General features: G+C 72.6%; 24 protein-coding genes. 12 read left to right on the plus strand and 12 right to left on the minus strand.

The annotated features are described in order from the left end of the window. Positions 1-96: 96 nt before the first annotated feature. The 4 genes from egtA to egtD are packed head-to-tail and all read left to right on the plus strand — an operon-like array spanning position 97 to position 4,458. A complete protein-coding gene (egtA, locus tag OHA89_RS06250) occupies positions 97-1,401 on the plus strand; it encodes an ergothioneine biosynthesis glutamate--cysteine ligase EgtA (protein WP_406365586.1) in 1,305 nt (434 codons plus the stop codon). Next, positions 1,398-2,711, plus strand: coding sequence for an ergothioneine biosynthesis protein EgtB (gene egtB / locus OHA89_RS06255; protein ID WP_406365588.1), 1,314 nt, complete (start codon positions 1,398-1,400; stop codon positions 2,709-2,711). Before egtA ends, egtB begins: the two co-directional genes overlap by 4 nt. After that, positions 2,711-3,487, plus strand: a complete 777-nt coding sequence (gene egtC, locus OHA89_RS06260) for an ergothioneine biosynthesis protein EgtC (RefSeq protein WP_266613404.1) — start codon at positions 2,711-2,713, stop codon at positions 3,485-3,487. The genes egtB and egtC overlap by 1 nt, the downstream gene beginning before the upstream one ends. After that, positions 3,484-4,458, plus strand: coding sequence for an L-histidine N(alpha)-methyltransferase (egtD, locus tag OHA89_RS06265; protein WP_266613405.1), 975 nt, complete (start codon positions 3,484-3,486; stop codon positions 4,456-4,458). Before egtC ends, egtD begins: the two co-directional genes overlap by 4 nt. Here the strand turns inward: egtD and OHA89_RS06270 are convergent. From OHA89_RS06270 to OHA89_RS06280, 3 genes are all read right to left on the minus strand, one after another. Then, the gene (locus OHA89_RS06270) at positions 4,341-5,270 is read right to left on the minus strand and encodes a lysophospholipid acyltransferase family protein (RefSeq protein WP_406365590.1); all 930 of its coding nucleotides are present in this window, start codon (positions 5,268-5,270) and stop codon (positions 4,341-4,343) included. The two genes, egtD and OHA89_RS06270, sit on opposite strands and share 118 nt — an antisense overlap. Beyond that, positions 5,267-6,115 (minus strand): GNAT family N-acetyltransferase, encoded by an 849-nt coding sequence (locus OHA89_RS06275; RefSeq protein ID WP_406365592.1) that lies wholly within the window; start codon positions 6,113-6,115, stop codon positions 5,267-5,269. Before OHA89_RS06275 ends, OHA89_RS06270 begins: the two co-directional genes overlap by 4 nt. Before the next feature lie 188 nt (positions 6,116-6,303). Then, positions 6,304-7,566 carry an extracellular solute-binding protein gene (locus OHA89_RS06280; RefSeq protein ID WP_406365594.1) on the minus strand — a complete coding sequence of 421 codons (1,263 nt, stop codon included), beginning with the start codon at positions 7,564-7,566 and terminating at the stop codon, positions 6,304-6,306. Between the two features lie 166 nt (positions 7,567-7,732). On the opposite strand from OHA89_RS06280, the gene OHA89_RS06285 reads away from it, so the two are divergent. Continuing rightward, the gene (locus tag OHA89_RS06285; RefSeq protein ID WP_215149263.1) at positions 7,733-7,948 is read left to right on the plus strand and encodes a dodecin; all 216 of its coding nucleotides are present in this window, start codon (positions 7,733-7,735) and stop codon (positions 7,946-7,948) included. Positions 7,949-7,997: 49 nt separating this feature from the next. On the opposite strand, the gene OHA89_RS06290 is transcribed toward OHA89_RS06285, so the two are convergent. Then, a complete protein-coding gene (locus OHA89_RS06290; RefSeq protein WP_257553162.1) occupies positions 7,998-8,489 on the minus strand; it encodes a hypothetical protein in 492 nt (163 codons plus the stop codon). A 47-nt stretch (positions 8,490-8,536) separates the two neighbouring features. On the opposite strand from OHA89_RS06290, the gene OHA89_RS06295 reads away from it, so the two are divergent. Next, positions 8,537-9,535 (plus strand): MsnO8 family LLM class oxidoreductase, encoded by a 999-nt coding sequence (locus OHA89_RS06295; protein ID WP_406365596.1) that lies wholly within the window; start codon positions 8,537-8,539, stop codon positions 9,533-9,535. Positions 9,536-9,556: 21 nt separating this feature from the next. After that, positions 9,557-11,962, plus strand: coding sequence for an ABC transporter (locus OHA89_RS06300; protein WP_406365598.1), 2,406 nt, complete (start codon positions 9,557-9,559; stop codon positions 11,960-11,962). A gap of 34 nt (positions 11,963-11,996) precedes the next feature. Here OHA89_RS06300 and OHA89_RS06305 read toward each other — a convergent pair whose 3' ends face one another. From OHA89_RS06305 to OHA89_RS06320, 4 genes are all read right to left on the minus strand, one after another. Then, on the minus strand, positions 11,997-12,647 hold the full coding sequence (locus OHA89_RS06305; protein ID WP_257553165.1) for a hypothetical protein: 651 nt from the start codon (positions 12,645-12,647) through the stop codon (positions 11,997-11,999). A gap of 113 nt (positions 12,648-12,760) precedes the next feature. After that, positions 12,761-13,501, minus strand: a complete 741-nt coding sequence (locus OHA89_RS06310; RefSeq protein ID WP_266613415.1) for a succinate dehydrogenase/fumarate reductase iron-sulfur subunit — start codon at positions 13,499-13,501, stop codon at positions 12,761-12,763. Beyond that, complete coding sequence (locus OHA89_RS06315; RefSeq protein ID WP_406365601.1) at positions 13,498-15,459, minus strand: fumarate reductase/succinate dehydrogenase flavoprotein subunit; 1,962 nt, start codon at positions 15,457-15,459, stop codon at positions 13,498-13,500. The genes OHA89_RS06310 and OHA89_RS06315 overlap by 4 nt, the downstream gene beginning before the upstream one ends. A 2-nt stretch (positions 15,460-15,461) precedes the next feature. Beyond that, complete coding sequence (locus OHA89_RS06320; protein ID WP_215149268.1) at positions 15,462-16,166, minus strand: succinate dehydrogenase; 705 nt, start codon at positions 16,164-16,166, stop codon at positions 15,462-15,464. 94 nt (positions 16,167-16,260) lie between these two features. Between OHA89_RS06320 and OHA89_RS06325 the strand changes: the two genes are divergently transcribed. Further along, on the plus strand, positions 16,261-17,139 hold the full coding sequence (locus OHA89_RS06325; protein WP_406365603.1) for a LysR family transcriptional regulator: 879 nt from the start codon (positions 16,261-16,263) through the stop codon (positions 17,137-17,139). 28 nt (positions 17,140-17,167) lie between these two features. Here the strand turns inward: OHA89_RS06325 and OHA89_RS06330 are convergent, their stop codons facing one another. After that, complete coding sequence (locus OHA89_RS06330; protein ID WP_406365605.1) at positions 17,168-17,830, minus strand: TetR family transcriptional regulator; 663 nt, start codon at positions 17,828-17,830, stop codon at positions 17,168-17,170. Between the two features lie 125 nt (positions 17,831-17,955). On the opposite strand from OHA89_RS06330, the gene OHA89_RS06335 reads away from it, so the two are divergent. Next, a complete protein-coding gene (locus OHA89_RS06335; RefSeq protein ID WP_266613420.1) occupies positions 17,956-19,026 on the plus strand; it encodes an FAD-dependent monooxygenase in 1,071 nt (356 codons plus the stop codon). Between the two features lie 49 nt (positions 19,027-19,075). Here OHA89_RS06335 and OHA89_RS06340 read toward each other — a convergent pair whose 3' ends face one another. Beyond that, positions 19,076-21,217, minus strand: coding sequence for a bifunctional diguanylate cyclase/phosphodiesterase (locus tag OHA89_RS06340; protein WP_215149322.1), 2,142 nt, complete (start codon positions 21,215-21,217; stop codon positions 19,076-19,078). A 122-nt stretch (positions 21,218-21,339) separates the two neighbouring features. Next, positions 21,340-22,170: an SAM-dependent methyltransferase gene (locus OHA89_RS06345; RefSeq protein WP_257559251.1), complete on the minus strand. Its 831-nt coding sequence runs from the start codon at positions 22,168-22,170 to the stop codon at positions 21,340-21,342. Between the two features lie 858 nt (positions 22,171-23,028). On the opposite strand from OHA89_RS06345, the gene OHA89_RS06350 reads away from it, so the two are divergent. The 3 genes from OHA89_RS06350 (at position 23,029) to OHA89_RS06360 (ending at position 24,784) form a co-directional block, all read left to right on the plus strand. Then, positions 23,029-23,169, plus strand: coding sequence for a hypothetical protein (locus OHA89_RS06350; protein ID WP_406365607.1), 141 nt, complete (start codon positions 23,029-23,031; stop codon positions 23,167-23,169). 36 nt (positions 23,170-23,205) lie between these two features. Further along, positions 23,206-23,976 carry a DUF4239 domain-containing protein gene (locus OHA89_RS06355; protein WP_215149273.1) on the plus strand — a complete coding sequence of 257 codons (771 nt, stop codon included), beginning with the start codon at positions 23,206-23,208 and terminating at the stop codon, positions 23,974-23,976. A 220-nt stretch (positions 23,977-24,196) separates the two neighbouring features. Then, positions 24,197-24,784 carry a hypothetical protein gene (locus OHA89_RS06360; RefSeq protein ID WP_266613424.1) on the plus strand — a complete coding sequence of 196 codons (588 nt, stop codon included), beginning with the start codon at positions 24,197-24,199 and terminating at the stop codon, positions 24,782-24,784. Positions 24,785-24,950: 166 nt separating this feature from the next. Here OHA89_RS06360 and OHA89_RS06365 read toward each other — a convergent pair whose 3' ends face one another. Next, positions 24,951-25,523 carry a hypothetical protein gene (locus tag OHA89_RS06365; protein ID WP_266613425.1) on the minus strand — a complete coding sequence of 191 codons (573 nt, stop codon included), beginning with the start codon at positions 25,521-25,523 and terminating at the stop codon, positions 24,951-24,953. Positions 25,524-25,635: the final 112 nt, after the last annotated feature.

A 25,635-nucleotide genomic window follows, 5' to 3' on the forward strand; every position in this document is an offset into this window, starting at 1 on the left:
CCCAGAGGTAAAAGGATTTTGCAGGCGACAGACGGGTAGGCACGGGTGATGTCACGAGCGATGTCACGACCGACGACAGGAGAAGAGGACCCGGTCATGCCCATGAACTCACCCGCTCCCCCGCCCTCGCCCATATCCGAGAGCCAGGCCGAGGATCTGATCCACGGCATCTGTTTCAAGACCGGCCCGCCCCGCCTCCTCGGTGCCGAGCTCGAATGGCTCGTCCTGGACGCCGAGCGGCCCGGTCGGCCCCCGTCCCCCGAGCGGCTGCACGCCGCGCACGCCGCCGCTCGCGCCCTGCCCCTGAACTCCCGGGTCACCGTCGAACCGGGCGGCCAGCTGGAGCTCAGCTCGGCCCCCGCCACCTCCCTCAGCGGTTGCGTGGACGGCCTCCAGGCCGATCTCACCGCCGTACGGGCCGCCCTGCTCGCCCAGGGCCTGGTCCTGGAGGGAAACGGCCGGGATCCGCGCCTCCCCCATCGCCGGCTGCTGGCCAGCCCGCGCTACGACGCGATGGAGGCCTACCTCGACCGCACCGGCCCGGCCGGGCGCACCATGATGCGCGCCTCCGCCTCCGTGCAGGTGTGCGTCGATGCCGGGTACGAGGAGCCCGGCGCGCTCGGCCACGGCCGGCGCTGGCGGCTCGCGCACCTGCTGGGCGCGGTCCTGGTGGCCGCGTTCGCCAACTCCGCCGTGTCCGAGGGTCCGTACGCCGGCTGGCGGTGTGCCCGCCAGGGGAACTGGGCGGACATCGACAGCCGACGCTCGCTCGCCCCGCCGCTGGACGTCCCGCCGCGGGACGGCTGGACCCGGCATGCGCTGGACACCGAGGTGATGTGCGTGCGGTCGTACGACGGCGAGCCGTGGACGATCCCGCAGGGCCTGACCTTCCGCGACTGGCTGCGCACGGGCGGCGATCCGGCGTACCCGGGGCTGCGGCCCCCCACCGCGGAGGACCTGGACTACCACCTGACCACGCTGTTCCCGCCGGTGCGGCCGCGCGGCCACCTGGAGCTGCGGATGATCGACGCGCAGCCCGGCGACGACGGCTGGCTGGTCCCGGTGGCCGTCGTGCACGCGCTGTTCGACGATCCGGAGGCCTCGGAGACCGCGTACCGGGTGACCAAGGCGCTGGCCGACATGTACGGCTCCGCACCCGCGCCCCGCAATCCGCTGTGGCGGTCCGCCGCCCGGCGCGGTCTGAGCGATCCGGAGCTGCGGGCCGCCGCCAAGGCCTGCTTCCGGGCCGCTTCCGAGGCGCTGCCCCGGCTCGGCGCGAGCGCCCACGTCCGGGAGACGGTCGGTGCCTTCACCGAGCGCTTCGTGCTGCGCGGCCGCTGCCCGGCCGACGACCCGCCACGGCTGCAGTCCGCCGGCGCCGGGAAGGAGGCCGGCCGATGACCACCGAATCCCACCCCGGCCTGCGGGAGCGGGCGGCCGCCGCACTGACCGCCGCGCGGGCCCGGACGGCCGCGCTCACCGACCCGGTGACCGACCAGGACCTCACCGCGCAGCACTCGCCCCTGATGTCCCCGCTGGTCTGGGACCTGGCGCACATCGGGAACCAGGAGGAGCTCTGGCTGCTGGGCCGCGTCGCCGGACGCGAGTCGCTGCACCCCGAGATCAACCCGCTCTACGACGCGTTCGAGCATCCCCGCTCCGAGCGGCCGAAACTGCCGCTGCTCGGGCCCGCGGAGGCCCGCCGGTACGCGGCCGAGGTGCGCGGCCGGGTCTTCGACCTGCTGGAGCGCACCCCGCTGGAGGGCAGCGCGCTGCTCGACGACGGTTTCGCCTTCGGGATGATCGCCCAGCACGAGCAGCAGCACGACGAGACGATGCTGATCACCCATCAGCTCCGGCGGGGCGAGCCCGTGCTGACGGCTCCGGAGCCCGAGGCCCCGTACGAGGCGCCACTGGTGGCCGAAGTCCTGGTGCCGGGCGGACCGTTCACCATGGGCACTTCCACCGAGCCGTGGTCACTGGACAACGAGCGGCCCGCGCACCCCCGGGACACGGCGCCGTTCTGGATCGACACGGTGCCGGTCACCAATGCAGCGTACGAGGCGTTCATCGCGGACGGCGGCTACCGCGAGCCCCGCTGGTGGGCCGCGGCGGGCTGGCGGCAGATCCGCGAACACCACATCGAGGCACCGCTGTTCTGGCACCGGGAGGGGCCCGGGGACGGCCAGTGGCTGCGCCGCCGCTTCGGGGTGACCGAGCCGGTGCCTGGCGACGAACCGGTGCTGCACGTCAGCTGGTACGAGGCGGACGCCTATGCCCGCTGGGCGGGGCGCCGGCTGCCCACGGAGACCGAGTGGGAGAAGGCGGCCCGGCACGATCCGGCCACCGGCCGCTCGACCCGCTATCCGTGGGGAGACGCCGATCCGACGCCCGCCCACGCCAATCTGGGCCAGCGCCATCTGCGTCCGGCCCGGGCGGGCAGCTACCCGGCCGGGGCCTCCCCGCTGGGGGTGCGCCAGCTGATCGGCGACGTGTGGGAGTGGACGGCCTCCGATTTCCTGCCCTACCCGGGGTTCCGGGCCTTCCCGTACCGCGAGTACTCGGAGGTGTTCTTCGGCCCCGAGCACAAGGTGCTGCGCGGCGGTTCCTTCGCGGTCGACCCGGTGGCCTGCCGGGGCACCTTCCGCAACTGGGACCTTCCGGTGCGCCGGCAGATCTTCTCGGGCTTCCGCACCGCGAGGGACGTCTGATGTGCCGTCATCTCGCCTACCTGGGCCCGGAGATGGCGCTCGGACGGCTGCTGTGCGACCCGGAGCACTCGCTGGTGCACCAGTCCTGGGAACCGCGCCGCCAGCGCAGCGGCACGGTCAACGCCGACGGCTTCGGCGTCGGCTGGTACGCGGAGGGCGACCCGGTGCCCGCGCGCTACCGCCGGGCCGGGCCGATCTGGTCCGATCTGACCTTCGCCGATCTCGCCCGCGTGGTGCGCAGCGGGGCCGCGCTGGCCGCCGTACGCGATGCCACCCGGCCCGGGGCCGACGGGGAGGCCGCGGCCGCTCCGTTCGCGGACGGGCGGTGGCTGTTCAGCCACAACGGCGCGATACGGGACTGGCCGGACGCGGCGGCCCCGCTCGCGCTCGGCCTGCCGCCCGAGGAGCTGCTCCAGTTGGAGTCGCGCACCGATTCGGCGCTGATCTGGGCGCTGGTCCTGCACCGGCTGCGTGCCGGGGAGGAGCTGGGCGCGGCGCTGGCCGGGACGGTCCTGGAGCTGGCCGCGGCCGCTCCCGGTTCGCGGCTGAACCTGCTGCTGACGGACGGCGCGGCCATCGCCGCGACGGCCTGGGGCGATTCGCTCTGGTACCTGGTCGACGCGGATGCGCGGCGCACGGTGGTGGCGTCCGAGCCGTACGACGACGACTCCCGCTGGTACGAGGTACCCGACCGGACCCTGCTGACCGCCACCTGTACCCGGGTCGAGCTGACCCCCCTCAAGGAAACCCCGTCGGGGGAGAAGGAGCGCCCGTGAGTGACTTCCAGATGACCCGGACCCTCGACGAGCACGCCGCCGAGGCGGCGCTGCGCGCGGACGTGCTGCACGGGCTGACGCAGAATCCGAAGGTGTTGCCGCCGAAGTGGTTCTACGACACGCGGGGCAGTGAACTCTTCGAGGAGATCACCCGGTTGCCCGAGTACTACCCGACGCGCGCGGAGCGGGAGATCCTGCTCGAGCGGGCGCAGGAGATCGCCTCGGCGAGCGGGGCGCGGACGCTGGTCGAGCTGGGCTCGGGATCCTCGGAGAAGACCCGGCACCTGATCGAGGCGATGCCCGCGCTGGACACCTACATCCCGGTGGACGTGAGCGAGAGCGCCCTGGCCGGTGCGGCCGAGACGCTGCTGGCGGCTCATCCGGGGCTGCGGGTGCACGCCCTGCTGGCAGACTTCACGAGGGCGATGCAGCTGCCCGAAACGCCCGGACCCCGGCTGGTGGTGTTCCTGGGCGGCACGATCGGGAACCTGCTGCCGCCGGACCGGGCGGTGTTCCTGGCGTCCGTACGGGCGATGCTCTCGCCCGGGGACACGCTGCTCATCGGCACGGACCTGGTCAAGGACGAGGCCGTGCTGGTGGCGGCGTACGACGACGCGCAGGGGGTGACGGCCGAGTTCAACCAGAACGTGCTGGCCGTGATCAACAGGGAGTTGGGCGCGGACTTCCACACCGCCGACTTCGCGCACGTGGCGGTGTGGAACCGGGAGCAGGAGTGGATCGAGATGCGACTGCGTGCCCGGTCGGAGCTGCTGGTGAAGATCCGGGCGCTGGATCTGGTGGTGCCCTTCGCGGCGGGTGAGGAGATCCTGACGGAGGTGTCCGCGAAGTTCCGTCAGGAGGGCGTGCGCAAGGAACTGGCATCGGCAGGGCTGGAGTTGGTCCAGTGGTGGACGGACGCGGCGGGCCGTTTCGCGCTGTCCTTGTCGGTCGCCGACGGCGCGGAGCGCTGAGTCGGGATGCCGGGAAGGGACGCGGCTGAGGTGATCGCCGTCTGAGCCGCGGCAGCGAGGTCCCGCCGGTCCGCGTACCGGCCCGGCGGGATCCGCGGCAGCAGTGTGACCTCGGCCCGCACTCCCCGGGCCCGCGCGATCCGCCAGAGCGAGGCGGTCAGCGGGTCGTCCCCGACGAAGGCGGGCTCTCCGGCCGTGTCCCCGTCGCACCGCAGGTACGCGAGGCGAATGGGGTGTACGGGGATCCGCGCGTCCAGTGCCGACTGGAAGGCCGCCCTGCGGAAGGGCCCCTGGGCGCGCCCGCACCAGGTGGAGCCCTCGGGGAAGACGGTGACCCGGTCACCGGCCAGCAGCGCGCGGGTCATGGTCTCGACGGTGGCGGGCAGGGCGCGGATGCGCTCGCGTTCGATGAACAGGGTCCCGGACTGTCCGGCGAGGCGGCCGAGGACCGGCCAGGCCCGGATGTCGCTCTTGGCGAGCATCCGGCAGGGCATGACGGCGGCGACGAGCGGGATGTCCAGCCAGGAGATGTGGTTGGCGACGATCAGGCGCCCGCCGCCCTGGCCGGGGCTTCCGTGCACGGTGATGCGTATGCCGAAGGCCCGGACCAGCGCGGCCGACCAGGCCCGCACCACCGCGTGCCGGGGCCGGGCCGGCAGCAGCCGCACCGGCGGGGCGCCGAGGATCCCGGCCAGGATCAGGAACACGGCGGCGACGAGCCGGAGCACCGCGAGCGGGACGCTCGCCGTGCGCCCCTCGTGGCCGGCGCAGGCCTCGGGGGTGCAGGGCGAGGTGGGCAGCCAGACGCTCATGCGCCCGGGACGAGCGAGAGGAAGTGCTTGAGGTAGCGCGGGTTCGTGCGGCGCAGGGAGAGCAGCACGTACAGGTCGGCGCAGCCGAACTCGGCGTCGAGGGCGGGCTCGCCGCAGACCCAGGCGCCCAGGCGCAGGTAGCCGCGCAGCAGCGGGGGCAGTTCCATGCGCGCGGGGAAGGTGATGCCCTCGGGGTTCCAGGGGAGGTGGGGGGTGACCCGGTACTCCTGGGGGGCGGAGGCGCGGGCCAGGGCGGCCTCGCGGGTGGCGGCTGCCAGGGCCCCGCCGTCGGCGAGCGGTATCGAGCAGCAGCCGGCGAGCCAGTTGTGCCCGGAGCGGTCCATGTAGCGGGCGAGGCCGGCCCAGATCAGGGCGATGACGGCGCCGTTGCGGTGGTCGGGGTGGACGCAGGAGCGGCCGACCTCCACCAGGTCGGGGCGGATGGGGGCGAGGGCGGAGAGGTCGAACTCTCCCTCGGAGTAGAGGCGCCCGGCGACGGCGGCACGCTCCGGGGGAAGCAGCCGGTAGGTGCCGACGACCTGCTCGGTCTCCTCGTCCAGGACGAGGAGGTGGTCGCAGTACGCGTCGAAGGCGTCGATGTCGAGACCGGGCTCGGGCCCGTCCAGGCGGGCGCCGAGCTCGCCGGCGAAGACCTGGTGGCGCAGCCGCTGGGCGGCGCGCACCTCGCTCTCGTTGCGGGCGAGCCGTACGGCGTAGCGGGGGCCCTGGGCGGGGGCGGGGGCACTGCCGGTGGCGGGGGCGGTGGCGGTGCCTGTCGCGGTGACTGTTGCGCTGGCTGTGGCGGTGGGGGAAAGGGGGGACGGGGACAGGGGTGCGATGGTCATGGCGGCTCCTGATCCGGGCACGGAGAGCCAGGCCGGCAGGTGTGCGACCTGGCTCCTTTACTTCTTCCGTGACCGGCTGGATTCGACATGACCGCTCAGCGGCACCCGGATGTGCGGACGCTGAACTCGGTGGTGGAGCAGGTGGCGGACTCGGTGGCTCCGGGGGTGAGCGGCGGGTCGGCGGCGGCTCAGCGGTCGGAGCTGAGCACCTTGCTGATGGTCTCGGAGGCCGTCCGGGCGGCCTGCTTCGGGTCCTGCCCGGTCAGGACGGCCGTCATGAAGGGCTTGATCGGGTTCTTCGCCTCGATCTCGGCCCAGCGGGCGGATTTCGGGGTGGCCCGGCCCTGGGCGGCGCCCACGGCCATGGTGGCGGCGCCCTCGTTGCCCTCGACCACGTGCGCGAGGGTGGTCTTGTTCGGTACGTAGCTCATCGTGCGGGCGAGCTCGGTCTGCCACCTCTCGCTGACCAGGGCCGTGATCACGTCGACCGCGTTCCTGCGCTGCTTCGTGCGCTCCGGGATGATCAGGTCCGAGCCACCGGTGAACACGGCGCCCGCCTTGTCGGAGGTCTTGCCGGGGATGGGGAAGTAGCCGAGCTTGCCCTTGAGGGCGGGGTTGGCGGCCTCGATCTCGGCGACCTGGCCGGGCGGGGCGATGATCTGGGCGACCTCCCCGCGGGCGAACACCTCCGACTGCGGGGGCGTCTCCTCGTCCGCGTCCTTGGGCCCGTCGCCGAGGGCCTGGAGCTGCTTGTAGAACTCCATGCCGGCCAGGGCCTTCTCGTCGTCGAGGCTGCCGACCCACCGGCTGCCGGTCTCGACGGCGAGGTCGCCGCCCTCGTCCCAGATGAAGCCGGCGAGGACGTACCAGTTCTGGCCGGCCAGGTAGATGCCCTGCTGCTCCGCCTTGTCGAGCTTCTGGGTGGCCTGGATCCACTCGGCGCGGTTCCTGGGGGTGTTCTTGATCCCGGAGTTCGCGAAGAGTTCCTTGTTGTAGATCACCACCCGGTTGGCGGCGTACCAGGGGACTCCGTATTGGGCGCCGTCGATGCTCCCCGGGTCGGAGAGGCCCTTGAGCCAGTCCTTGCTGCCCCATTCGCGCAGCCCTTCGAGGGTGAGCTCGGAGAGGCCGCCGGTCTCGATGTACTGGGCGACCTGGGTGTTTCCGACCTCGATGACGTCGGCGCTCTCCTTGCTCCTGCCCTCCAGCACGGCGTTGACCTTCTCGCCGATGCCCGTCCACTCCTGGATCCTGACGTCCAGGTCGACGCCGGGGTGCTCCTGCTCGAAGGACGCCGTGAACTTCCCGATGAAGTCGTCCGAGGCGCTGCCCTTCATCAGCCAGAGGGTCACCTTCTGCGCACCTCCGGCCGGGTCACCCGACTGGCCGCAGCCCGTCAGGGCGGTCACGGCGGCAAGGGCGGTACACACGGCAAGGAAGCGCATCTTCACGAAAGGTCACCTTCTGGGGACGGATCTCGGATGGCTTGAAATTGGCATAGACCAATAGGCGGGTCAAGGGCCTTTCGCTCGGGACTGTTCACGCAAAGTTCGCGGAGCCGGACTTACTGGGGCACCGTAGAACGAGGCAAAAGCCACCCAGCGTCGGGAGACCCCCATGTCCAATCACACGTACCGGGTGACCGAAATCGTCGGCACCTCCCACGAGGGCATCGATCAGGCCATCCGCAACGGGATCGCCCGTGCGGGCCAGACCGTGCGCAACCTCGACTGGTTCGAGGTCGTCCAGGTGCGCGGGCACCTCGAGAACGGCGAGATCGCCCACTACCAGGTGGGGCTCAAGGTCGGCTTCCGCCTCGACGGCGAGGACTGACCCGGGCGTTCACCCGGGGCGCGCTCGCCCCGGGCCTTCCCGGCCGTGCTCAGGTCCGCCCTTCGCCCTCCTGGGCGGCCTTGAGCTCCGGTGCCTCGGCCGCCCAGTCGGCGAGGACCACCCGGAAACCGGCGGCGCGGGCGGCCTGGCAGACCAGTTCGTCGTCGTCCACGAGCATGCGCACCTCCCGGCCCCGGGCGATCCGCTTCAGCACCTCCAGCTTGGTCGTCCGGGCCGGGCGCCGGTCCTGGTTCCCGCGCATCCACACCCGGCCCTCGGGCAGCCCGTGCCGGGTGAGCCAGTCCACGGTGTCCGCCCGGCACCGCTCCGGGCGCCCGGTCAGGTAGACCACCTCGCAGTCGGCCGCGCTCTCCACCGCCAGGGTCACCCCGCGCCCCAGCGGCGGATCGGCCGGCGCCGCACCGAAGAAGCCGCTCCAGTCGCGGGGACGGCGCTCCAGGAAGTGCTGGCGGTGGCCGGTGTCCGCCAGGGTGTTGTCGATGTCGAAGACGGCCAGCGGCCGGTGGGTGTTCTCAGTCATCCCGCAACCCTAGGGAATCCTCGCGGGCCCCCGGCGTTGAGACCTGTGTGATCCGAAAACTCTTCCGACTCTCCATACTCGACCGCTCCCGCACCCGCGAGGGCCACCCGGCCCCCGAGGCCCTGCGGGACACCGTGGACCTGGCCCGGACGGCCGAGGAGCTCGGCTACCACCGCTTCTGGGTTTCGGAGCACCACAGCGTGCCCGGCGTCGCCGGATCCGCGCCGGCCGTGCTGGCCGCGGCCGTGGCCGGAGCCACCCGGCGGATCCGGGTCGGCACGGGCGGGGTCATGCTGCCAAACCACCAGCCGCTGGTGGTCGCGGAGCAGTTCGGGGTCCTGGAGGCGCTGTTCCCCGGCCGGATCGACATGGGGCTCGGCCGTTCGGTCGGCTTCACCAACGGCATCCGGCGGGCCCTGGGCCACGACACCGGGGACGCCGACCGGTTCGAGGAGCAGCTGGCCGAGCTGCTGGGCTGGCTCGACGGCAGCCAGCAGGCCCATCCGGAGGTGCACGCGTACCCCGCCGAGGGGCTGCGGATCCCGGCGTACGTGCTCGCCACCGGCGAAGGGGCCGGGATCGCCGCCCGGGCCGGGCTGCCGATGGTGGTGGGAGACCTGCGGGCGCGCGGCCGGGTCACGGACATCATCGAGACGTACCGCAAGGAGTTCCGGGCCTCCGCGTGGGGCGCGGAGCCGTACGTGGTGGTCTCGGGGACGGTGGCGGTCGCCGCCACCACCGCGGAAGCCCGGCGGATGCTGGTCCCCGAGGCCTGGTCCCTCGCGTACTCCCGCACCCGGGGCAGCTTCCCGCCGCTGAGGCCGGCCGAGGAGGCCGAGGCCCTGTCCATGACCCCGAAGGAGCGGGAGCTGTACGAGGGCGCGCTGGCCGGGCACATCCACGGCACGGAGGAGCAGGTCGCGGCGGAGCTGGCCGAGGTCGCCGCGCTGACCGGCGCCGACGAGCTGCTGGTCACCACCTCCACCTACGACCGGGCGGCGCTGCTGGACTCCTACCGCAGACTGGCCCGGATCGCGGGCCTCTGAAGGGCCTCTAAAGTAGGACGAATGCACCAGTCTCCGGATCCCCGTTCCGCCCGTGATTCCCGCGTACGCGTCCGGGGCGCCAGGGAGCACAACCTGCGCGGTGTCGACGTGGACATTCCGCGCGACGCGCTGACCGTGTTCACCGGGGTCTCCGGATCCGGGAAGAGCTCGCTCGCGTTCGGCACGATCTACGCCGAGGCCCAGCGCCGGTACTTCGAGTCCGTGGCCCCGTACGCCCGCCGGCTCATCCACCAGATCGGCGCCCCGAATGTGGACTCCATCACCGGGCTGCCGCCCGCCGTCTCCCTGGAGCAGCGCCGTTCCTCGCCGGGATCGCGGTCCTCGGTCGGCACGGTGACCCTGCTGTCCAACTCCCTGCGGATGCTGTACTCCCGGGCCGGCAGCTATCCGCCGGGGGCCGAGCGGCTCGACTCCGACGCCTTCTCCCCCAACACCGCTGCCGGGGCCTGCCCTTCGTGCCACGGGCTCGGCCGGATCCACCGCACCACCGAGGAACTCCTCGTCCCCGACCCGGAACTGTCGATCCGTCAAGGTGCCATCGCCGCCTGGCCCGGCGCCTGGCAGGGCAAGAACCTGCGGGACATCCTCGAGGTGCTGGGGCACGATGTCGACCGGCCGTGGCGGGAGCTGCCGGCCAAGGACCGCGAGTGGATCCTGTTCACCGAGGAGCAGCCGGTGGTGACCGTGCACCCGGTGCGGGACGCGGACCGGATCCAACGGCCCTACCAGGGCACGTACATGAGCGCCCACCGCTATGTGATGCGGACCTTCTCCGACACCAAGAGCGCCACCCTGCGGGCCCGCGCGGAGGGCTTCCTCACCGACTCCCCCTGCCCGGTGTGCGAGGGGCGTCGGCTGCGCCCCGAGGCCCTGGCCGTGACCTTCGCGGGGTACGGGATCGCCGAGCTGGCGGCCATGGCACTGACCGGCCTGGACGGCGTACTCGCCGCCGCGCCCGTGGAGGGCGAGGCGGCGCGGGTGCTCGCGCAGGACCTGCGCTCGCGGATCGGGCCCGTCGTCGAGCTCGGGCTCGGCTATCTGAGCCTGGACCGCGCCGCGCCGACCCTGTCCGCGGGCGAACTCCAGCGGCTGCGGCTGGCGACGCAGCTGCGGTCGGGGCTGTTCGGGGTGGTGTACGTACTGGACGAGCCGTCGGCGGGGCTGCACCCGGCCGACACCGAGGCGCTGCTCGGCGTACTGGACCGGCTGAAGGAGGCCGGGAACACGGTGTTCGTCGTGGAACACGACATGGCGGTGGTGCGGCACGCGGACTGGCTGGTGGACGTGGGGCCGCTGGCCGGGGAGCACGGCGGGCAGGTCCTGTACAGCGGGCCGCCGCGGGAGCTGGCCGGCGTCGCGGAGTCGGCGACGGCCCGGCACCTGTTCGCGGCGCCGGTGCCGGCCGGGGCGCGGCGCCCGGTGCGCGAGGCCACCGGGCAGGTGCGCTTGAACGGGGCCGACCGGCACAACCTGCGCGACGTACACGTGCCGTTCCCGCTCGGCGTGTTCACCGCCGTGACCGGGGTGTCGGGGTCGGGGAAGTCCACGCTGGTGGGCCAGGTGCTGGCCCGGGAGGTCGCCGGGCGGCTGGCGGAGCCGGACTTTCCGGTACGGCGGCTGGTGGAGGTGGACCAGAAGCCGATCGGCCGCACCCCGCGGTCCAACCTGGCCACCTACACCGGGTTGTTCGACGTGGTGCGCAAGCTGTTCACGGCGGCGCCGGAGGCGCGGGCGCGCGGCTGGAAGGCGGGCCGGTTCTCCTTCAACGTGCCGGGCGGCCGGTGCGAGACCTGTCAGGGCGAGGGCTTCGTCTCGGTGGAGCTGCTCTTCCTGCCGAGTACGTACGCCCCCTGCCCTGAGTGCGGGGGTGCGCGGTACAACGCCGAGACCCTGGAGGTCCGGTACGCGGGGCTGGACATCGCGGAGGTGCTGGGGCTGACGGTGGAGTCGGCGGCCGCGTTCTTCGCGGAGGTTCCGGCGGCGGCCCGCAGCCTGCGGGCGCTGGAGGACATCGGGCTGGGCTACCTGCGGCTGGGGCAGCCGGCCACCGAGCTGTCGGGCGGCGAGGCGCAGCGGATCAAGCTGGCCACGGAGCTGCAGAGGCTGCGCCGGGACCACACCCTGTACCTGCTGGACGAGCCGACGACCGGCCTGCATCCGGCCGATGTACGGGTGCTGCTGCGGCAGTTGCACGGGCTGGTGGACGCCGGGCACTCGGTGGTGGTCGTGGAGCACGACATGGAGACGGTGGCGGGCGCGGACTGGGTCATCGACCTGGGTCCGGGCGGGGGAACGGAGGGCGGCCGGATCGTCGCCTCGGGGACCCCGGCGCAGGTGGCCGCGTCGGGGACGGGCCGCACGGCGCCGTACCTGGCGCGGGCGATCGGGGGCCGGACGGGTCGTTAGGGGGTCTCCGCCCCCGGGCCCGGTCACCCCATGGTCACGCGTCGCCGGCAAGCAGGTGCTGCGGCAGTTCGCGGAAGCTCCACTGCCCCTGGCGGCGGGTGAACATCCAGACGAGGTCGTGGCGGTCTGGCCAGGTGGCCGGGACACCGAGGACCCGGTCGGCGCCGAGGGCGCGGACCAGCCGGGGGATGCCGCTGTGCTCCCAGCAGACCAGCACGGGCATCGGGGCGAGCAGCGCGGCGCGGACGAGGGCCGGTTCGGCGCCGACGGCGAACTCGGTGCGGACGGGGGTGCGCAGGGCGGTGGCCAGTGCCGCCACGGTCTGCTTGCAGCGGGCGGGGGCGGCGGCCTTCCCGCCGGCCGCGAAGACGGCGGCGGGGCGGGGCAGCGAGGAACCGCGGGCGGGCGGGAAGAGCCGGGTGAGCTCCTCGGCCCGGCGCCAGCCGCGGCCGGCCAGCGAGCCGGGGTCGTCCTCGCCCTCCTCGTCCCAGCCCGAGTCGCCGGCGTACGGCTTCTCGGCGTGCCGGATCACCATGACCAGGGCGTCCTTGGCCCCGGCCTGGGGGCCGGGGGCGGGGCCGCCGGGGTGGTCGTCCGTGGAGCAGCCGGCCACCGCGAGCGGGGCGAGGGCGGCGGCCAGCAGGCTGCGGCGGCACGGTCCGGACCCGGCGGGGGCTTCTGGCATGGGGCCACTGTCCGCCATGGGCCGTGCGCCGCCGGGACGCGGCGCGGCGTACGGCCCGTACGAGCGCCCGGTCGGCGCATCGGGTCAGCCGATCGGCCCAGACCGGGACCCGGTCAGCCCTTGCGGACCGCCCGCAGCCACTCCTTGTTCATGGCGGCGATGGACGGGAGCGGGATGCCCTTCGGACAGGCCGTGGCGCATTCTCCGGTGAGGGTGCAGCCGCCGAAGCCCTCCTCGTCCATCGCGGCCACCATGTCCAGCACGCGGGTCTCGCGCTCGGGCGAGCCCTGCGGGAGGACGTTGAGGTGGTTGATCTTGGCGGAGGTGAAGAGCATCGCGGAGCCGTTGGGGCAGGCCGCCACACAGGCGCCGCAGCCGATGCACTCGGCGTGCTCGAAGGCGAAGTCGGCGTCGGCCTTGGGCACGGCGGTGGCGTGCGCCTCGGGGGCGGCGCCGGTGGGGGCGGTGATGTAGCCGCCGGCCTGGATGATGCTGTCGAAGGCGCCGCGGTCGACGACGAGGTCCTTGACCACCGGGAAGGCCGCGGCCCGCCAGGGCTCGACGTCGATGGTGTCTCCGTCGGCGAAGGACCGCATGTGGAGCTGACAGGTGGTGGTGCGTTCCGGTCCGTGGGCGTCGCCGTTGATGACGAGGCTGCACGCACCGCAGATGCCCTCGCGGCAGTCGTGGTCGAAGGCGACCGGGTCCTCGCCGCGCAGGATGAGGTCCTCGTTGAGGGTGTCGAGCATCTCCAGGAAGGACATGTCCTTCGAGATGCCGTCGACCTCGTAGGAGGCCATGGCGCCGGGGGCGTCGGGGTTCCGCTGGCGCCAGACGCGCAGGGTGAGCTTCATGCGTAGCTCCGCTGGGTGGGGTGGACGTACTCGAAGACCAGGTCTTCCTTGTGCAGGACGGGGGCGGCGCCGGTGCCCTGGTACTGCCAGGCGGCCGCGTAGCCGAATTCCTCGTCGCGGCGGGCCGCTTCGCCGTCCGGGGTCTGGGACTCCTCGCGGAAGTGGCCGCCGCAGGATTCGGCGCGGTGGAGCGCGTCGAGGCACATCAGCTCGGCGAGTTCCAGGTAGTCGACGATGCGGTTGGCCTTCTCGAGCGACTGGTTGAACTCCTGGCCGGTACCGGGGACCTTGATCCGCTGCCAGAACTCCGCGCGGATCTCCGGGATCCGGTCGAGCGCCTTGCGCAGACCCTCCTCGGTGCGGGCCATCCCGCAGTACTCCCACATGAGTTCGCCGATCTCGCGGTGGAAGGAGTCGGGGGTGCGGTCGCCGTCGACGGAGAGCAGCCTCTCGAGGCAGGCGCGGGTCTCCCGGACGGCGGCCGCGGCCTCGGGATGACTGTCGTCGATCTCCTCCTGGTGCGGGTGGCGGGCCAGGTAGTCGTTGATGGTGGAGGGCAGGACGAAGTAGCCGTCGGCGAGGCCCTGCATGAGGGCGGAGGCGCCGAGGCGGTTCGCGCCGTGGTCGGAGAAGTTGGCCTCGCCGATCGCGAAGAGGCCGGGGACGGTGGTCTGGAGGTCGTAGTCGACCCACAGGCCGCCCATCGTGTAATGCACGGCGGGGTAGATCCGCATCGGGACCTCGTACGGGTTCTCGGCGGTGATCCGCTCGTACATCTCGAAGAGGTTGCCGTACTGCTCGGCGACCCTGTCGCGGCCCAGCCGGCGGATGGCGTCGGCGAAGTCGAGGTAGACGCCCTGGCCGCCGGGGCCGACGCCGCGGCCCTCGTCGCAGACGTTCTTGGCGGCGCGGGAGGCGATGTCGCGGGGCACGAGGTTGCCGAAGGAGGGGTAGATCCGCTCCAGGTAGTAGTCGCGCTCCGCCTCGGGGATGTCGGCGGCGGGGCGGGTGTCGCCCTTGGCCTTGGGGACCCAGATGCGGCCGTCGTTGCGCAGGGACTCGCTCATCAGGGTGAGCTTGGACTGGTGGTCGCCGGTGCGCGGGATGCAGGTGGGGTGGATCTGGGTGAAGCAGGGGTTCGCGAAGTACGCGCCGCGCCGGTGCGCCCGCCAGACGGCGGTCGCGTTGGAGTTCATGGCGTTGGTGGAGAGGTAGAAGACGTTGCCGTAGCCGCCGCTCGCCAGCACCACCGCGTCGGCGTAGTGGGTGGAGATCTCACCGGTGATCAGGTCGCGGGCCACGATGCCGCGGGCCACACCGTCGACCGTGATCAGGTCGAGCATCTCGGTGCGCGCGTGCATCTCGACGTTGCCGGCGGCGATCTGTCGGGAGAGTGCCTGGTAGGCGCCGAGGAGGAGCTGCTGGCCCGTCTGGCCGCGGGCGTAGAAGGTGCGGGAGACCTGGACTCCGCCGAAGGAGCGGGTGTCGAGGAGGCCGCCGTACTCACGGGCGAACGGGACGCCCTGGGCAACGCACTGGTCGATGATCTCGACGGAGATCTGGGCGAGGCGGTGGACGTTGGACTCGCGGGCGCGGAAGTCCCCGCCCTTGACGGTGTCGTAGAAGAGGCGGTGCACCGAATCGCCGTCGTTGCGGTAGTTCTTGGCGGCGTTGATGCCGCCCTGGGCGGCGATGGAGTGCGCACGGCGCGGGGAGTCGGAGAAGCAGAACTGGACGACGTGGTAGCCCTGTTCGGCGAGGGTGGCGCCGGCGGAGCCGCCGGCCAGGCCGGTGCCGACGACGATGACGGTGTGCTTGCGGCGGTTGGCCGGGTTGACGAGCTTGGCCTCGAAGCGGCGGCGGTCCCAGCGGTCCGCGATCGGGCCTTCGGGGGCCTTGGTGTCGGCGAGGGGCTCGCCGGTGGTGTAGCGGGCGTAGTCGTTTCCGAGGTCGCTCATGGTCAGTTCACCACTCCGGTCATGACGGCCACGGGGACGGAGACGAAACCCGCGAAGAGGACGAGGGCCAGGGCGTTGGCCAGGAACTTCAGCGCCCGCTCGCGGCGGGCGTTGCCCGCGCCGAGGGTCTGGGCGGCGCTCCAGAAGCCGTGCCGGACGTGCAGGCCGAGGGCGGCCATCGCCACGATGTAGATCGTGTTGCCGTACCAGGTGGAGAAGGTGGCGAGGACGTTCTCGTACGGGTGGCCGGCCCAGGCGCGCTCGTTGACGGTGAGCGTGGTGAGGTCGAGTACGTGCCAGACGATGAACAGGCCGAGGATGACCCCGCCCCAGCGCATCGTGCGGGTGGCGTAGCTCGCGCGGCGGCGCTTGTGGGCGTACTTCACCGGGCGGGCCTGGATGCCGCGGCGGCTGAGCTGGTACGCGGACACGGCGTGCGCGACGACCGCGGCGAGCAGCACCACGCGGACGATCCACAGGGCCCACTCGTGGTGGAGGAAGGGCGAGCCGAGGGTGCGCAGCCAGTGGGCGTAGCCGTTGAACTCCCCCGCCCCGAAGAAGATCTTGAGGTTGCCGAGCATGTGCACGACGAGGTAGCCGAGCATGATCAGGCCGGAGACGGCCATCACGGACTTCTTGCCGACGGATGAGTCCCAGATCGTGCGCGTGGTGGACGGCCGTCGACCCGTCCGCGTTGCCAGAGCCATGCCATTGACCGTAAGGACTAAGGTCCCGAAAGGTCCAAGACATGATGAGGCTGATCTCGATAGCCGTTGCCTATGAAGGGCGTATCCTGGGCCCATGCAGTTCCAGCAGCTTCTGTACTTCGTCGCCGTCGCCGAGACCCGGCACTTCACGCGGGCCGCGGAGCAGGTGCATGTGGCGCAGCCCTCGCTGTCCCAGCAGATCAGGGCGCTGGAGCGGGAGCTGGGTGCCGAGCTGTTCAGCCGGGCGCGGGGCAACATCGCATTGACGGACGCGGGCGAGGCGCTGCTGCCGCTGGCCCGGCGGATCCTCGCGGACGCGGACACCGCACGGCTGGAGGTCCAGGAACTGGCGCAGCTGCGGCGCGGGCGGGTCCGGCTGGGCGCCACACCGAGCGTCTGCACGGGCCTGCTGCCGGACGTGCTGCGCGCCTTCCACCGAGCGCATCCGGGGATCGAGCTGCTGATCGAGGAGAGCGGTTCGCTCGATCTCGTACGGGAACTGGCGCGCGGGGCCCTGGACCTGGCCCTGATCGCGCTGCCACTGCCGCCCTCGGCTCCGGCGCTGACCACGGTGGAGCTGCTGACGGAGGATCTGGTGGTGGTCTCCTCCGCGGAGTTGCCGGCGCCCGGCGGGGGCGGGGCGCTGACGATCTCCGGGTTGCGCGACGAGCCGATGGTGATGTTCCGGCACGGGTACGACCTACGGGAGCTGACGGTGGCGGCCTGCCGGGCGGAGGGCTTCGAGCCGGTGTTCACGGTGGAGGGCGGCGAGATGGACGCGGTCCTGGGCTTCGTACGCGCGGGGCTGGGCGTCGCGGTGGTCCCGGCGATGGTGGTGGACCGCGCGGGTTCCGGCCTGCGGGCGACCCCGTTGGCGGGCTCCCCGCTGCGCCGCACGATCGCGCTGGCCCACCGCACCGACGTGGCTCCCCCGCGCGCGGCCCGCGAACTGAAGCGGATCCTGCTGGGCTGACCGGACAGGGCGGCCGGCCGGCCCGGGCCTAAGCCTGGGCCTGGGCCTGGGCGGGGCGTATGGGCAACACCTGGTCGAGCCCTCCGGCCAGCATGCCGAACGCGGCCTCCGCGTCGGCGACGGCTGCCGGATGGGCTTCGTCGGCGCTACGACCGGCTTCGATCCGGCGCCAGTTCTCCCGGCCCAGCTCCTGGCGGGCGGTCACCAGGTGCAGCGCCGCCAGCCGGGCGGTGAGCGGCGGGGCGGACTCGGCTTCGAGGGCGGCGGCGAGCAGTTCCACCTCGCGGGCGGTGTAGAGGGCGAGGCGGGAATCCAGGCTGGCGGTGGAGAAGACCAGTCGCTCGAAGGCGAGGACGGCGGGGTGGTCACAGAGCCCGGTGATCGGGTCCCGCCGGTCGAGGGCTGCCAGGAAGTGCTCCCGCACGGCGCCGACGGGGCCCTGCCCGGCCGGCCGCTCGCGCACGATGCGCGCCGCCTCGTCCTGATGGTCGGCGAAGCTGTCCAGCACCAGGTCCTCCTTGCTCGGGAAGTACCGGAACAGCGTGGGTTTGGAAACCTCGGCCGCAGCGGCGATATCCGCCACGGAGACGGCATCGAAGCCCCGTTCCAGGAAGAGTTCAAGCGCCGTGGCCGCCAGCCGGCGGCGCGTACGGAGCTTCTTGTTCTCGCGCAGACCCGTCGTGTTGTCCATGCCTCACACCCTACCACGGATTCGTTACCGAGTTATTTTTTGTACCGAGTTATTTTTTTGACCGGGTTGCTTTTTTGCCGGGGAGCCGCTTTCCTTGAGTCATCGACGCGACGAGAGGACTTCCGATGACCGACGTACTGATCGCGGGCTCCGGCCCCACCGGACTCACCCTGGCCTGTGAACTGGCCTTGCGAGGCGTCCCCGTCCGGATCCTCGAGCGGCGTTCCCGACCCCACCGCGAGTCCCGGGGCAAAGGCCTCACCCCGAGCAGCCTGGGGGTCTTCGCACGGCTCGGTGTCGCCGAGCGGCTCTCCACGATCGGCACCCCCGACCTGGTCCTGCGCAAGTACTTCGACGGCGCTCACATCAACGACACGCCGGCCGGCAACGGCGGCCTCCTGATCGGCCAGTGGCAGGTCGAGGAGGTACTCCGCGAGCGGCTCGCCGGCCTCGGTGTCCGGGTCGAGTACGAGGCCCAGGTCGTCGGGATCGCCCAGGACTCCGCCGGGGTCACCGCGCGGCTGGCCGACGGCCGCTCGGTCCGCGCCGGGTACGCCGCGGGGTGCGACGGCGGCCACAGCCCGACCCGGGAGCTCCTCGCGATCCCCTTCGAGGGACACACGGAGGAGGCGCCGTCGATGGTGCTCGGGGACGTGACCGCGCCGGGGCTGAGCCGGGACTACTGGCACCAGTGGTTCACCTCGGACGGCGGCGGAATCCTGCTCTGTCCGATACCGGGCACGCAGACCTTCCAGCTTCAGGCCTCGCCCGAGCCGGACCGGCGAGGAGAGCCGCTGCCGCCGTCACTGGAGAGCTTCCAGCGGCTCTTCGACCGGCACGCCCGGGTGCCGGGGATCCGGCTGGCGGATCCCACCTGGCTCTCGTCGTGGCGGGCCAATGTCCGCATGGCTGCCCGGATGCGCGAGGGCCGGGTCTTCCTCGCCGGGGACGCGGCGCACGTCCACCCGATAGCCGGCGGGCTGGGCATGAACACCGGGATCCAGGACGCGGCCGCCCTCGCCCGGACCCTGGCCGCCGCCCTCACCGGCCCGGCTCCGGACGGCGTGCTCGACATGTACGAGGCCGAGCGGCTGCCGGTGGCGGCCGAGGTGCTGGCCGACACCACCCGGCGGATGGAGCGGGTGACGGCGGCGGTCCGCGAACCGGGGCGCGGGACGGAGGCGGGCATGAACTGACCGGCGGGCCCGCTCGCCACCCCCATCCCGGGCGGGCGAGCGGCCGGTGTCAGGACGGCGTGGGCACGGCGTCGCAGAGGGAGAGGGTGTGGATGCGGTCGGGGGCTCCGGGGCGGGCGTAGTACCAGCCCTGGGCGGTGTCGCAGCCGAGGGCGCGCAGCTGGGCGGCCTGGGCTCCGGTCTCCACCCCCTCGACGGTGACGGCGAGTTCGAGGCTGTGGGCCAGGGCGACGATCCCCTCCACGATCTTGACGTCGACCGGGTTGGCCGGGCTCTGCTGCATCCCCTGGGTGAAGGAGCGGTCCAGCTTCAGGACGCTGACCGGGAGGCGGCGCAGGTTGGCCAGGTTCGAGTAGCCGGTGCCGAAGTCGTCGAGCGCGATGTCGACACCGAGAGCGGCGAGCCGGCGCAGTGGTTCCAGGAGCTCGTCATCGGCGCCGATCAGAGCCGACTCGGTGACCTCCAGGCACAGCGCACCCGGGGCGAGGCCCGACTTCTCCAGCACGGCGACGGTATCGGCGACCAGGCCGGGGTGGTGCAGCTGGGTCGGCGAGAGGTTGACGTTGATGCGCAGGGACGAGCCACCGAGCTGGCGCTGCCAGTTGCGGGCCTGGCGGACGGCCTCCTCCAGGACCCAGCGGCCGAGCGGCACGATCAGTCCGGTCCGTTCGGCGAGCGGGATGAAGCGGTCCGGGCCGAGCACCCCGTACTGCGGGTGCGACCAGCGCACCAGCGCCTCCGCGCCGTGCACGCTGCCGTCGTGCATGTGGACCAGCGGCTGGTACTCGATGAAGAACTCGCCGCGCTCCAGCGCCGCCGGCAGGGCGTTGGTCAGTCCGTGGCGGGTGATGGCCCGGGCGTCTGCCTCGGCGTCGGCGAACTCGAAGCGGTTGCCGCCGGCCGCCTTGGCCCGGTACATCGTGATGTCCGCGCTGCGCAGCACCTCCGCGGGGGTGCGCTCGCGGGCCGGGCCCTCGACGATGCCGATGCTGCCCCGGACCGTCAGCTCGCGGCCCTCGATCCGGATCGGCGTCGACAGGGCGGACAGGATGCGGACCGCGAGGTCGGTCACCTCCTGCTCGGTGTCGGGGCCGGTGGTCAGGGCGACGAACTCGTCTCCGCCGAGCCGGGCGACCACCTCGCCGGGGCCGGTCGCGCAGCTCTGCAGCCGGTCGGCGACCTCCACCAGGAGCCGGTCGCCCGCCGAGTGGCCGAGGCTGTCGTTGACCGTCTTGAACCCGTCGAGATCCAGGTAGCACAGGCCGAAGCGGCTGCCCCCGGCCCCGCTCAGGGCCTTCTCCAGCCGTTCGAAGAACAGCGTGCGGTTGGGCAGCCCGGTCAGGGCGTCGTGGGTCGCCTCGTAGCGCAGGCGCAGGTTCAGCAGCCGGCGTTCGGTGGTGTCCTCCATCAGCGCCAGCTGGTAGCGCGGCACCCCGTCGGCGTCACGCAGCAGGGACACCGTCAGGTTGGTCCAGAGCACGGTGCCGTCGTGCCGGTAGTACGGCTTCTCCACGCGGAAGTTCTCACGCTCGCCGCGCACCAGCTCACCGTGCATCCGCCAGACGTGCGGGGTGTCGTCGGGGTGTCCCCACTCGCTGACCTTGCGGCCCCTGACGTGCCCTTCCAGGCCGCCGAACATCTGCAGCAGTGCGTCGTTGACCTCGAGGATGTTGCCGTCCAGGTCGGCGATGCCGATCCCGACGGCCGCCCCCTCGAAGACCGCCCGGAAACGCGACTCGCTCGCGTGCAGGGCCTCCTGCGCGTCGGCGCGGGCGGTCAGCGCCGAGCGGGCGATGGCCTCCTGCTCCTTGAGGGTGCGCTCGCGCAGGGCGCGGGCGAAACCCGCCGCGATCCCGTGCTGGAGGCGGGCACAGCGGGCCCGGTACTCCTCGGTGTCCTCCGCCCCGGAGCCACCGGAGCCCGTGGGCCCGCAGTAGAGCACCAGGTACGACTCGATCACCCCGAGGGTGCCCGACAGCGCCTCGGGGTCGGTGCAGTGCACGGCGACGAGCTCCGCGCCGACCCGCTGGGCGACGCCGGCGTCGAAGGGCCGGGCGTGCAGGGCCTCGGCAAGCGTCCGGGTGAGGGGGAGGAGGTGCCGTTCGAACTCGACGCGGGTCAGCGAGGTCGCCGTGACCGGAAAGATCGCCCGCCCCCAGATGGTCGCGAAGCGGGCGATCCGGTCCTCGATACCGCCTTTGGGAGCCGCCGGTGGCTCCGCCGCCGCGGATGGCGCTGCCCCGGGCCCGGGGGCCGGGGCTCCGGCGGGCGCCGCGGCGGCGTCCGGCGCGCCCGCCGTCTGTGCCGGGAGTCTCACGCCTTGCGTCCCACGCCGCCGTAGCCCGAGAAGGCGTACGGGTCCTCTTGAACTCCGCCGTCCTCCGCCGCCTCGGCGCCGTCCGGCCGCCACTCGGGCATGGACACCAGCCCGGGCTCCACCATCTCGAACCCGTCGAAGAAGCCGCGGATCTGCTCCCCGCCGCGCATGACGAGGGGGTTGCGGATGTCCCGGTAGACGCCGACGGCCCCGCCCGCGACCTCCTCCGAGAGCGGGATCCCCTCGAACGAGGCGTGCGTGAGGATCAGCAGACTGCCGGGGGCCAGCGCGTCGCGCAGCTCGGCCACGGCCGCGTACGGATCGTCCGCGTCCTCCAGGAAGTGCAGGACGGCTACGAGCAGGAGCGCGACCGGCCGGTCGAAGTCGAGCAGCCGGGTGACCTCCGGGGCGGCCAGGATCTCCCGCGGCTTGCGGAGGTCGGCGGCGACGACACCGCTGCGCTCGTCGCCGGCCAGGACGGCCTGGCTGTGCGCTACGGCCACCGGGTCGTGGTCGACGTAGACCACGCGCGCCTCGGGGCTGGCGGCCTGGGCGACCTCGTGGACATTGCCGAAGGTGGGGATGCCGGAGCCGATGTCGAGGAACTGCGTGATGCCCTGGGCGACAGCGTGCCGCACGGCGCGGCGCATGAATGCCCGGTTGGCCTGCATGATCTTGGGCAGGCCCGGCATGAATTCCATGGCACGGCGGGCCGCCTGGCGGTCGACCTCGAAATTGTGGGAGCCGCCCAGGTAGTAATCGTAGATGCGGGACACGCTCGGCACCGATATGTCGATGCCTGGCGGGGCCCAGGCGGGGCGCTCCATCGGGGTCTCCAAGCGTTGTTCCTGCTGTGGTCCGTCCACGGTCGGACTCCTGTCCGAGCCGAATGTACTGATCATTGCCCAACGGGGCGAGCAAAAGCGGAAATTGGCGATCCGTTCTTCGTCACACACCAAACACACCTGCCGCACCCCTCGGGCACATTGATCGATACCGACAAATCCCTTTTGGGAATTGCGCGGTGAGCGTCCGAACCTGCCCGCCGAGCGACCCATGATTGGCTCAAACCTTTCCAGTCGGCACTCCACCCGATCAGGCGAACCGAGGCGGACCCGCGCCTGCGCGGGCGCACGCGGGCCCATGCTCCCCGGGTGAACAAAGCCTGTGCCAGGCGCCTGCTGGTGGTCCCGGTCCTGCTGTGGGCGGCCCTCTCCGTCACGCCGGCCGTGGCTGATAGCTGCGCCTACGCGACGACCGACTCCGGCGACGGCGCTGCCGCCGTCACCCTGGTCGCGTCGGCCTCCGGCGGTGGCCGCGGAGGCGGCCCGGGTGGCGGACATCACGGCGGACATCACGGCGGCGGCCACCACGGCGGCAAGCCCGGCGGACACGGCGGGCACGGCGGGCACCACTGCCCGCCACCGCCACCGCCGCCCTGCCCGCCGAAGCCGTCGCCGCCTCCGAAGCCCACGCCGAAACCCACGCCGCCGCCGACGCCGACCCCACCGCCCAAACCCACGCCGCCACCCCCGCCCCCGCCCCCGCCCAAACCGGCGCCGAAGCCCGTACCCAAGCCGGTGCCGAAGCCCGTCGCGCCGAAACCTGCGCCGCCCCGGCCCGCCCCGCCCCGGGTGTTCACGACCCCCGCCCCGCCCGAGCCCACCCCCGTGACGCCACCGCCTGTGACCAGGCCGGCGGTAGCCCGCCCCGCCTATCACGCACCGGCCCGCAACCCGGTCGAACACCACGTCTCACCGGTGACCTTCACCCTGCTGACCGCGGCTCCCGCGGTCCTGGCGATCGTCGCGCTGCGCCCCCGGTAGCCCTTCTGCCCCACCTGTACCCGATTGGGAGTCATCTTGTCGGAATGGCTCGTCCTGACCATCGCGATGGCGGCGGCCTGCGCCGTGGTGCTGTCCATCGCCTTCTTCAACCACCGCAGGATCGGCGAGGACGACGATCCGAACGAAACCCCGGACGTCATCGAGTACATGACGATGATGATCGGGGTGATCTACGCGATCGTCCTGGGCCTGGCCATCGCCGGTGTCTGGGAGGGCCGCGGAGCCTCCCAGGAGTACGTGCGCCAGGAGGCGCAGGCCCTCCACGAGATCAGCGTCCGCTCCGAGGTCTATCCGGCAGAGGTCCGCAAGACGATCCGGTCCGACGTCGACGCGTACGTGACCTACGTGGTGGACACGGAGTGGAGGGAGATGGCCGACCACGGCAGGCTCACAGACCGCGGCGGCGAACTGCTGGAACGCATCCGCCGGGACGTCACCGACTACGAGCCGAAGACCGACCACGAGGGGCAGGCGTACCAGCCGCTGGTCGACCAGGTCGCCATGGTGGACGACGCCCGCAGTGCGCGCGGCCAGGGCGCCGGAGCCACGATGCCGGGGGTCGTGTGGTTCGGGCTCATTGCCGGGGCCCTGGTGACGGTCGGTCTGATCTTCACCCTGCAGATCCGGCGCTCGTTCCGGGAGCTGCTGCTGGCCGGTCTGTTCAGCGCGCTGATCGCCTTCCTGCTGTTCCTGATCTGGGACTTCGACGCGCCCTTCGGGAGGGGCATCTCGGCCACCGCCGAACCGTTCCTCGCGCAGTTCCCGCATCTGGGTCTCGGGGACTGACAGCCCTGCCGGAAGCCGGCGGCAGCTGTCGGCGGACGGCGTCCGGCAAACCGGGGACGGGCCTCCCGTCCCCGGTTCGGCCTAAGGTCATGCCCCATTCGCCCGTTCCTGATCGCGGGTCAAGGCACCGGGACCTAGCGTGGCGGACATCGAGGCGCACGACCCCCCACGTGCGGAAACCCCTTCCGCGGCTGCTCCTCGGGGATCCGGAGAATCAACCATGGGTGCGATACGTACCTCCGCCACAGCCCTGCTGAGCGCCGGCGCCACGGGCGCCGTACTCGTGCTCGGCGCCCTCGGCGCGACCCCCGCGACCTCCGCGACCGCCGCCGAGGCAGCCCGGCAGATCACCTCGTTCGGTTTCTCACTCACCCCGTCCACGGTCGCTCCCGGCGGCCAGACGGTCCTCTCGGTCACCGGATGCAACGCCGCCTACGCCACCGCCTCCTCCGGGGTCTTCGACACCGTGAGCATCGCCCGTGGCCAGACCGTACGGGTCACGGTGGACCGGGACGCCCGGCGCGGAGCCGTGTACTCCGTCTCGTTCACCTGCAACGGGGAGACCGGCTCGGCCGATCTGACGATCGCGGGCGGCACCACCAGGCCGACCACCAGTTCCACGCGGACCGCCACCATCGCCGCGACCGGCGCCATCACCTCCTCCGCCCGGGGCGTTCAGGGAGGCGTGGGCGGCAGTGTGGCCGGCATGGACCCCGTGGAGCTCGGCGCGGGCGCGGGCCTCCTGCTCGCCGCCGCGGCCGGCACCGCGTACACCCTGCGCCGCCGCCGCAGCGGCCGCGGCCACTGAAGCCCCCGCCATGCCTCGTCATGCCCCGCCGTGCCCCCGTTCCCGGACGGCACATGACCGGTCGCCGGTCGCCCCGGGTCCTGGCCAGGACCCGGGGCGACCGGCGGCGGGGGTGCGTTCCCGGAAGACACCCCCGAGGGGGGGACTGACCGGGGAGGTCGGCCGGTCAGGCCCGGCCGCGGATCGGGCGGCGACGGCGCAGCACGTGCGCTCCGGCGCCGAGGGCCGCCGCGCCGACGAGACCCGCACCCATGGCGGTCTCGGCGGTGGACGGGCCGATGGAGCCGCCGATGCCGCCCTGCGAGGGGTTGCCCTCGAGGATCCTGAAGCGGGCCGTGGCGACCAGGCTGTTGTCGTTGCACTTGACCGACAGGGTGTGGGTGCCCGGAGAGGCGTGGTTGAAGATCCGGACGGTGGCGAAGCCGATCGAACCCGCGGACAGGTTGGCCGGCGGAAAGTTGCCGTGCGAGGCGACGGTACCGCCGTGTCCGCAGCCCGACGCGCTCACCTGCATCGTGGATCCCTGGTGCACGGCGAAGGGGTTGACCGAAACATTGCTCGGGCCGCGACCGCCGTCCCCGCCGCGACCGCCATCCCCGCCGCGGCCGCCGTCCCCGCCACGGCCGCCCTCCCCGCCACGGCCGACGTCCCCGCCGAGCGGGGAGACGTTCGCAGCGGCGATTGGAGTACTGAGGCCGATCGCGGCGCAGGTTGCCGCCGCCACAATGAGAGCGCGCATAACACGCATGATGGAACCTCCAGCGGAAAGCGCCCCGGAGCGTCGGCCCCGGATGATCGACGAGAACGCCTCCCATCTCGAACCCTCGGGGCGGCCCGCAAGCTCCGCATTT

It is taken from the genome of Streptomyces sp. NBC_01546 (assembly GCF_045208355.1).
Classification (GTDB): domain Bacteria; phylum Actinomycetota; class Actinomycetes; order Streptomycetales; family Streptomycetaceae; genus Streptomyces.